The organism is Caulobacter sp. B11 (genome assembly GCF_002737765.1).
Taxonomy (GTDB): domain Bacteria; phylum Pseudomonadota; class Alphaproteobacteria; order Caulobacterales; family Caulobacteraceae; genus Caulobacter.
The window spans coordinates 1-8,825 of sequence record NZ_PEGG01000055.1 but is presented as its reverse complement, the minus strand read 5'-3'; the positions used below and the strand labels follow the sequence as shown (position 1 = coordinate 8,825).

Sequence of the window (8,825 nt, the reverse complement as noted above, 5' to 3'; positions counted from 1 at the left end):
GGGCACGGCTGGATAGCCCCAGGCCCAGCGCAGCTCCGGCATGTGCTCGAAGTTCATGCCATAGACGCCGGCGATGGCGGTTGGCACGGCCAGGATCGCCGCCCAGGCGGCTAGCTTGCGGGTGATCGCGCCCTGGCGCTGCTGTTCCAGCAGGCTGGCGGCCTCGAACACCGAGCCGATGGCTTCGCGCAGGGCGTCGACCATGCTCTCGACCCGCTGCACATGGTCGAGCACGTCACGGAAATAGGGGCGCACGTCCGCGTCCAGACACGGCGACTCCAGGTGCTGAAGTCGGGCGCAGACCTCGGCCATCGGGCTGAGCACCCGCTTGAAGCGGATCAGGTCGCGACGCAGGTGGAACAGGCGGTTGACCTCGCTGCGCACCAGGAACGCATCGAGGGCTCGGCGCTCGATGTCGAGGACCTCCTCCTCGATCGCCTCGACGATCGGCAAATAGCCATCGACGATGAAGTCGAGCACCGCGTGCAGGACGTAGTCGACCCCGTGGCGCAGAAGCTCAGGCGAGGCCTCCAGCTGCAGGCGCAGGTCAGTATGGGCGCGGGCCGAACCGTGGCGCACGGAAATCACATGGCTCTTGCCGATGAAGATCGAGGTTTCGCCATAGGCGATCTCGCCGTCGAGGAGCTGGGCCGTGCGTCCGACCACGAACAGTTCCTGGCCATAGACCTCGATCTTGGGGTCTGGTGGGCCTTGAAGGCGTCCTCGACCGCCAGGGGATGCAGGTTGAAGCGGCGCTGCAGGGTCTTGAGCTCGGCCTCGGTCGGCTCGAACAGGCCGATCCAGATGAACTCGCCGGGCCCGGCCACGACGTCATCGAGCGCCTCGACGTCGACGGCCCGGTCGCGCTGTCCGTCTCGATAGATATAGGCGGCGACGACGCTCATGCGGCAATCCAGATCGAACTGGCCGGACCGAACTGGCCCGATCGTAACGGGGGAGGATGGTGCCGGTTACAGGAATCGAACCCGTGACCTTCGGTTTACAAAACCGCTGCTCTACCAGCTGAGCTAAACCGGCCCTGGATCCTCGCTGGTCCAGAGCAGGGCTTATGCCGGGGCGTCGCGGCCTCGGCAAGGGGGAGCGTGCCTGTGTCAGGGTCCGAAGCCTGACCGGTTCTGCGGCTACACGCTTCCGTTTCCCGGCCGGGGCTTCTATATCCGAACGCCTCCCGACTCCGCCGAAAGACCGCCGCCGCATGGCCCGTATCCTGATCACCTCCGCCCTGCCGTACATCAACGGCGTCAAGCACCTGGGCAATCTGGCGGGATCGATGCTGCCGGCCGACGTCTATGCCCGGTTCCAGCGGGCGCGGGGCAACGAGACGCTCTATATCTGCGCCACCGACGAGCACGGCACCCCGGCCGAACTGGCCGCCGCCGCCGCTGGCCAGGAGGTGGCGACCTACTGCGCCGAGCAGCACATCCTGCAGCGCGACGTGGCCGCGGCGTTCGGCCTGTCCTGGGACTGGTTTGGCCGCTCGTCCTCGCCGCAGAACCGCACCCTGACCCAGCATTTCGCGGAGGTCCTGGAGGCCAACGGTCTGATCGAGGAACGCCTCGACCAGATGGTCTATTCGATCGACGACAAGCGCTTCCTGCCCGACCGATATATCGAGGGCACCTGCCCGCACTGCGGCTTCGAGAAGGCGCGCGGCGACCAGTGCGACAATTGCGGCAATCTGCTGGACCCCACCGACCTGAAGGATCCCTATTCGGTGATCTCCGGCTCGCGGAACCTGGAGGTGCGCGACACCCGCCACCTCTATCTCCTGCAGACCAAGATGGCCGACAAGATCCGGGCCTGGGTCGACAGCCACGTCGACTGGCCGATGCTGGCCAAGTCGATCGCCTACAAGCACCTCGATGAAGGCCTGATCGACCGGGGCATCACCCGCGACCTGGCCTGGGGCGTGCCGGTGGTCAAGGACGGTGGGCCGCGTCCGGGCATGGAAGGCAAGGTCTTCTATGTCTGGTTCGACGCCCCGATCGAATATATCGCCGCCACCCAGGAATGGGCTGACTCCGAGCCGGGCCGCGACTGGCAGCGTTGGTGGCGCACCGACGCCGGTGCGGCCGACGTCCGCTATGTCGAGTTCATGGGCAAGGACAATGTCGCCTTCCACACCGTCAGCTTCCCGGCGACGATCCTGGGGTCCGAGGAGCCCTGGAAGAGCGTCGACATGCTCAAGGCCTTCAACTGGCTCAACTGGTACGGCGGCAAGTTCTCGACCAGCAACAAGCGCGGCGTGTTCATGGACACGGCCCTGGAGCTGCTGCCGCCGGATCTGTGGCGCTGGTACCTGACGGCCAATGCGCCCGAGAGCAGCGACACCGCCTTCACCTGGGAGCAGTTCGCCAGCGCCGTGAACCGCGACCTGGCCGACGTGCTGGGCAATTTCGTCAACCGCATCCTGAAGTTCACCGAGGGCAAGTTCGACGGGATCATTCCCGACGGCGGCGCGCCCGGGCCGCTGGAGGAGAAGCTCCATGCCGACGTCGCCGTCCGCCTGGCCGACCTGGCCGAGCAGATGGACGCCATCGAGGTGCGCAAGAGCGCCCAGGCCCTGCGCGCCCTGTGGGTGGTCGGCAACGAGTACCTGCAGGAAGCCGCCCCGTGGACGGCGATCAAGACCGACCGCGACCGCGCCGCCGTCATCGTCCGCACGGCCCTGAACCTGGCGGCGCTCTATGCCCGCATCTCGGCGCCGTTCATTCCCTTCGCGGCCGAGAAGATCGCCCGGGCCTTCTCGCAGCCCTCTCCGGGCGCCTGGCCCACGACCGACACGGAGGCCGAACTGTCGACCCTGCCGGTCGGCCTGGCGGTGCGGGCCCCCGAGGTGCTGTTCAAGAAGATCGAGGATGAACAGATCGCCGAATGGACCGAGCGGTTCGGCGGCGCGGAGTAGGGTGAGGGGGCTGCGGATTTTCAATCCGAGGCTCGCGTTCCAACAAGGGTTGTCGTCCCGGAAGCCTCGCAGAGGCTGTCCGGGACCCAGGGCACCCAAGCGCGGCGCGACGGCCCCTGGGTCCCGGCGCTACGCTTCGCTTCGGCCGGGATGACAACGGTGAGGGCTGCGGCGTGACAACGGAAAATCCAAACGCTCTTCTCAGCGCCTCCGCCACGCGCCTGGGCCTCTATTACATCGCCGCCTATGCGGGGACCGGCGTCAGCCTGCCGTTCATCGCCACCTATTTCCGGTCCAAGGGCCTGACGGGCGCCGAGATCGGCCTGATCCTGGCTGTGCCGATGTTGTTGCGGCCCCTGACCGGCCCGGCCCTGGCGGTCTGGGCCGATGGCTTTACCCTGCGGCGCACGCCCCTGGCCTGGCTGGGCGTCGGGGCGGCGGCCGGCTACGCCCTGCTGCTGGCGGCCCCGGGCTTCTGGGGGCTGCTGGCCTGCTGGATGGTGGGGGCGACCCTGTTGGCCACCCTGACGCCGCTGATCGACGTGATCGCCCTGCGCCGCTCTCGTCTGGAGGGCTTCAATTACGGCCTGCCGCGCGGCGCGGGGTCGGTGGGGTTCATTGCCGCCAATCTGGCCATGGGGGCGATCCTGTCGGTGGTCGCGCCGCAGGTCATTCCGGTCTGGATCACGGCCGCGGCCCTGCTCAGCGCTCTGGTCGCCGTCACCCTGTTGCCGACCGACCGGGTGCGCGAGGACGGCGCGGCCCCGGTGCGGGCCGATCGCTGGAAGGGCCTGGGCGGCCTGCTGCGCAACCGCACCTTCCTGCTGGCCGTGGCCACCGCCGGCCTGATCCAGGGCGCCCACGCCTTCTACTACGGCTTCTCGGCCCTGCTCTGGCGGCAGCAGGGGATCTCGGCCCCGACCATCGGCGTGCTGTGGGGCGTGGGGTGGCGGTCGAGGTCGGGTTCATGTGGTTCATGGAGCCCTGGCGGCGGCGGGTGGGGCCCGAGCGGCTGCTGGTGCTGGGCGCGGGCGCGGCGGTGTTGCGCTGGATCGTGATGGCCATGGCCCCGCCGCTGTGGGTGCTGTTTCCGCTCCAGGCCCTGCATGCCCTGACCTTCGCCGCCAGCTTCATGGCCTCGCTGCGCCTGATCGAGAAGCTCACCCCGTCGGAAAGCGCCTCGGCCGCTCAGGCGATCAATTCGGCCCTGTCCGGCGGCCTGGTCCTGGGTCTGGGCACGCTGGCGGCGGACCGCTCTATGACGCGCTTGGCACGCGCGGCTATCTGGTCATGGCCGCCATGGCCGTCCTCGGGCTGGTCGGCGCCCTGCGGCTGGTGCGCGGCCGGCTGGACCTCGCCTAAGGTCCGCGTCGCCATCCTCGTGCCCAGGCAGGACGCTCAAGCCTGACCGCCCTCGCGCGGCCTAGGCCGTGCGAGGGGCCCCAGGCCTCAGATGTCGTAGCTCAATTCCTCGCCTTCCAGCCAGGCGACGATCCGTTCGGCCGCGGCCACCGGATCCAGCTGGGTGGTGTCGATGTGCAGTTCGGCCGCCTCGGGGGCCTCATAGGGGCTGTCGATGCCGGTGAAGTTCTTCAGCTGACCGGCCCGGGCCTTCTTGTAGAGCCCTTGACGTCACGCTGCTCGGCGACCGCCAAGGGCGTGTCGACAAACACCTCGACGAACTCGCCCTTCGCCAGGATCTCGCGGGCCATTCGGCGTTCGGCGCGGAACGGCGAGATGAAGGCGGTCAGCACGATCAGGCCGGCGTCGACCATCAGCTTGGCCACCTCGGCGACCCGGCGGATGTTCTCGACCCGGTCCTCCTCGGTGAAGCCGAGATTCTTGTTCAGCCCGTGGCGGACATTGTCGCCGTCCAGCAGATAGGTGTGGCGCCCCAGGGCGTGCAGGCGCTTTTCGACCAGGTTGGCGATGGTCGACTTGCCGGCGCCCGACAGCCCCGTCAGCCAGACGACGCGACCGCGCTGTTGCTTGAGGGCGGCACGGGATTGTTTCGTTACATCCGTATGTTGCCAGTGGATGTTGTCAGCCCGTCGCAGGGCGAAGCCCAGCAGGCCGGCCCCGACGGTGCGGTTGCTGATCCGGTCGATCAGGATGAAACCGCCCAGGTCGCGATTGTCGGCATAGGGCTCGAACGGAATGGCCTGGTCCAGCGACAGATTGACCTGGCCGATCTCGTTCAGCTCCAGGCGCTTGGCCGCCAGGTGCTCCAGGGTGTTGACGTTGACCCGGTGCTTGATCTCGCTGACGCTGGCCCCGACCGTGCGGGTTCCGATCTTCATCAGATAGCCCCGGCCCGGCGGCAACGGTTCCTCGTCCATCCAGACCAGGGTCGCCTCGAACTGGCCGGCCACGGCGGGCGGATCGTCGGCTGCGACCAGGATGTCGCCGCGGCTGATATCGACCTCGTCGGTCAGGGTCAGGGTCACCGACTGGCCGGCGACCGCCTGGTCCAGGTCGTCCGGCAGGGTGACGATGCGCGCGACGCGGCTTTCGCGGCCCGAGGGCAGCACCTTGACCCGGTCGCCCGGCTTGACGGTTCCCGAGGCGATCTGGCCGGCGAAACCCCGGAAGTCGAGATTGGGCCGGTTGACCCACTGGACGGGCATGCGGAACGGCTTACCGCGCAGGTCGTCCTCGACCTCGACGCCCTCCAGCCAGTCCATCAGGATCGGCCCGTTGTACCAGGGCGAGGCCGCGCTTTTGCTGGCCATGTTGTCGCCACCCAGGCCCGAGATCGGGATGGCGGTGAAGGTGGTCAGGCCGATCTGGTCGGCGAAGGCGCGATAGTCGGCGACAATCTGGTCGAACACCGCCTGATCCCAGCCGACCAGGTCCATCTTGTTGACCGCCAGCACCACGTGGCGGATGCCCAGCAGCGAGACGAGATAGGAGTGGCGTCGGGTTTGGGTCAGCACGCCCTTGCGCGCGTCGATCAGGATCACGGCGGCGTCGGCGGTCGAGGCGCCGGTCACCATGTTGCGGGTATATTGCTCGTGGCCGGGGGTGTCGGCGACGATGAACTTGCGCTTGTCGGTGGCGAAGAAGCGATAGGCGACATCGATGGTGATGCCCTGTTCGCGCTCGGCGGCCAGGCCGTCGACCAGCAGGGCGAAGTCGATGGCCCCGCCTTGGGTGCCGACCCGGCGGGAGTCGGCCTCGAGGGCGGCCATCTGGTCCTCGAAGATCATCTTGCTGTCGTACAGCAGCCGGCCGATCAGGGTGGACTTGCCGTCATCCACCGAGCCGCAGGTGATGAAGCGCAGCAGCGACTTGTGCTGGTGAGCCACCAGATAGGCGTCGATATCGGCCTCGATCAGGTCGGACGGCCGGTAGGTGGTGTGGGGGCGGGGGCGGTCATCAGAAATAGCCCTCCTGCTTCTTCTTTTCCATCGAGGCGGACTGGTCGTGGTCGATGGCCCGGCCCTGGCGTTCGCTGGTGGTGGCCAGCAGCATTTCCTGGATGATCTGGGGCAGGGTAGACGCCGTACTCTCCACCGCCCCGGTCAGGGGATAACAGCCCAGGGTGCGGAAGCGGATGCTCTTGAGCATCGGCGTTTCGCCCGGCCGCAGGCGGAAGCGGTCGTCATCGACCATGATCAGCGCCCCGTCGCGTTCGACCACCGGGCGCTCGGCCGCGAAGTACAACGGCACGATCGGGATGTTCTCAAGATGGATGTACTGCCAGACATCCAGCTCGGTCCAGTTGGAGATCGGGAAGACGCGCAGGCTCTCGCCGGGGTGTTTGCGGGTATTGTAGAGCTTCCACAGTTCGGGCCGCTGGTTCTTGGGGTCCCAGCGCTGCTCGGCCGAGCGGAACGAGATGATCCGTTCCTTGGCGCGGCTCTTTTCCTCGTCGCGCCGCGCGCCGCCGAAGGCAGCGTCGAAGCCGTACTTGGCCAGGGCTTGCTTGAGGCCCTCGGTCTTCCACAGGTCGGTGTGCAGGGCGCTGCCATGGTCGAAGGGGTTGATGCCCCGGGCTTCGGCGTCGGGGTTCTTGTGAACCAGCAGGTCAAAGCCCAGGTCGGCGGCGACCTTGTCGCGCAGGGCGTACATGTCGCGGAACTTCCAGGTGGTGTCGACATGCAGCAGCGGGAAGGGCGGGCGCGAGGGAAAGAAGGCCTTGGCCGCCAGGTGCAGCATCACGGCGCTGTCCTTGCCGATCGAATACAGCATCACCGGCCGTTCACACTCGGCCGCCACCTCACGCAGGATGTGGATGCTTTCGGCCTCCAGCTTCTGAAGATGGGTCAGCCGGGCCGGGGTGATCTCGGTCATGGGGTCCACGGAAAGATCCACTGGGTCAGGAAGCGAGTGTGCAGCAGGTTGGGTAGGGGCCAAGACGCGCGTCCGCAAACTTAAAAAGCGCCATCCACGCGCGACGCGCCGATGGCTGAAGAGCCAGGAGGGGCAACTAGGTCCCCCCGCCGCCAGCGACAAGGCGCGGAATTCTGGTGGCGTTGTCAGCTTCGGTGCAGACGAGTCTGGCGCCGCCGCGCACCGATGACCAAAAGTTCATTCGAGCCGGCCGGCGATTTGTCGCATAACAGCGCTATCGGAGTCGGGGCTTCGTCGATGGGCTTCCTGGCAGAACTTTTCGCCGTGATCGTGCTGTGGCTATCGGCCCTGGCCCTCAGCCAGTTCGGCATGGCGCTGGAGCGCCCGCCCGAGCGCCCGGCCAAGTCCGAGAAATCGGTCAACCGCACGCCGCAAAAGCACGCCGCCGAGGACCGAATCAGCGGCCCGTGCGCCGCTGCGCCGCGGATCCGCGTCTAGGGCCGCCGCTCGATCATTCGCCCGACAGGCGAAATCGGCCCAAACCCGCTATGCGAATGGACTTTTCGCGGCTAGGTTTATTCTTCGCGTGAAGGTGGGGCTAACGCGCGACGACCAATTTTCAGCCCCATGCCGCTCGCCTTGGGACACTGGCTGCGTATGAAGCCTAAGAAGCGCCAACCCCTTGATTTTTCCGCTCTTCCGGTGGAATCGCCAATCGAGGACACGGCCCGCGCGCCGGAGGTGGATCCGGATGCGCCGATCAGCGAGCCGGACCTGGACCTTGATATCGCCGCCGTGCCGCGTTCGGACGAGATGAGCCTGCGCGGGCCCCTGGCCGCCGAGCCGGAGACGCCGCGGGCCAGCGGTCGTCGGTCATTGTTTCAGCGGTCGCCCGAACGCGCCGAGGTCGCGCCTGAGCCGACTTCCGTTTCCGCTACCGTTCCGCCGCCGGTCGACACGGCCCCGCCGGCGCCGAGCGAACCCGCGCGCCCGCCGGAGCCCGAACGGGCGGAGCCCTTTGCCAAGCCCGACCCCGAGCCGCGCCGCGGACGTTTCGTCGCGCCCGATCCCGGTCCGCCACCCAGTTTCCTGACCCCAGCGCCGCCCAGTCGCCCGCCCCGACCCTGGAGTCCGAGCCGCCGGCCCGTCTGGAATCGACGTCGGCGACTCTGCGCGATCCGCCGATCCAGACCCTGTCCCCACCGCAGGTGATCGAGCGCAAGCCGATGCCCGCGCCGCTGTACTGGACCCTGGCGGTCAGCGCCGCCGGTCTGTGGGCCCTGGCCCCGATCGCCTTCGCCCTGGGCTACGGGGCCGGCGTCCCGGCCCTGCGGGTCGACCAGTTCGCCCTGCTGGTCTTCGCCGCCATGGCCGTGGGCCCCGCCATCTTCACCCTGCTGGCCGCCTATATGCTGCGCCAGGCCATCGGGATCTCCGCCGAGCTGCGCCACACCCGGGCCCTGACCGACCGGCTGGTCACCCCACCGCCCTCGCGGCGGCCGGGGCCAGCGGCGCGGTCGACGCGATCCGCGGCGAGATCGACGCCGCCGCCGTGGCCGCCACCAGCGCCCGCGAGCGGATGCTGGCCCTGCGCGACGCCTTG

The 8,825-nt window shown here is 68.1% G+C and carries 3 protein-coding genes, 1 tRNA gene and 4 pseudogenes; 4 read left to right on the top strand and 4 right to left on the bottom strand.

All coding sequences use genetic code 11. From position 1 onward, the window contains the following. Together CSW58_RS03735 and CSW58_RS03730 are read right to left on the bottom strand one after the other, a co-directional pair. A pseudogene (locus CSW58_RS03735) lies at window positions 1-905 on the bottom strand (magnesium and cobalt transport protein CorA); the annotation flags it as partial. 57 nt (window positions 906-962) lie between these two features. After that, a tRNA-Thr gene (locus tag CSW58_RS03730) sits at window positions 963-1,038 on the bottom strand. Window positions 1,039-1,216: 178 nt separating this feature from the next. On the opposite strand from CSW58_RS03730, the gene metG reads away from it, so the two are divergent. Together metG and CSW58_RS03720 are read left to right on the top strand one after the other, a co-directional pair. Beyond that, the gene (gene metG, locus CSW58_RS03725) at window positions 1,217-2,926 is read left to right on the top strand and encodes a methionine--tRNA ligase (RefSeq protein WP_099446360.1); all 1,710 of its coding nucleotides are present in this window, start codon (window positions 1,217-1,219) and stop codon (window positions 2,924-2,926) included. 173 nt (window positions 2,927-3,099) lie between these two features. After that, a pseudogene (locus CSW58_RS03720) lies at window positions 3,100-4,288 on the top strand (MFS transporter). Between the two features lie 87 nt (window positions 4,289-4,375). Here CSW58_RS03720 and cysN read toward each other — a convergent pair. Further along, window positions 4,376-6,312, bottom strand: a pseudogene (gene cysN / locus CSW58_RS03715) (sulfate adenylyltransferase subunit CysN). Continuing rightward, window positions 6,305-7,285, bottom strand: a complete 981-nt coding sequence (gene cysD / locus CSW58_RS03710; RefSeq protein WP_099446359.1) for a sulfate adenylyltransferase subunit CysD — start codon at window positions 7,283-7,285, stop codon at window positions 6,305-6,307. The pseudogene cysN and the gene cysD overlap by 8 nt, the downstream one beginning before the upstream one ends. Window positions 7,286-7,519: 234 nt before the next feature. Here cysD and CSW58_RS03705 point away from each other — a divergent pair, with 234 nt between their 5' ends. After that, on the top strand, window positions 7,520-7,720 hold the full coding sequence (locus CSW58_RS03705) for a hypothetical protein (protein ID WP_099446358.1): 201 nt from the start codon (window positions 7,520-7,522) through the stop codon (window positions 7,718-7,720). A gap of 728 nt (window positions 7,721-8,448) precedes the next feature. Beyond that, window positions 8,449-8,825: pseudogene (locus CSW58_RS15885) on the top strand (hypothetical protein); the annotation flags it as partial.

Excerpts from the sequence above, each read along its gene's own strand:
- metG (WP_099446360.1), top strand. The coding sequence starts at position 1,217 with ATGGCCCGTATCCTGATCACCTCCGCCCTGCCGTACATCAACGGCGTC.
- CSW58_RS03705 (WP_099446358.1), top strand. The coding sequence starts at position 7,520 with ATGGGCTTCCTGGCAGAACTTTTCGCCGTGATCGTGCTGTGGCTATCG.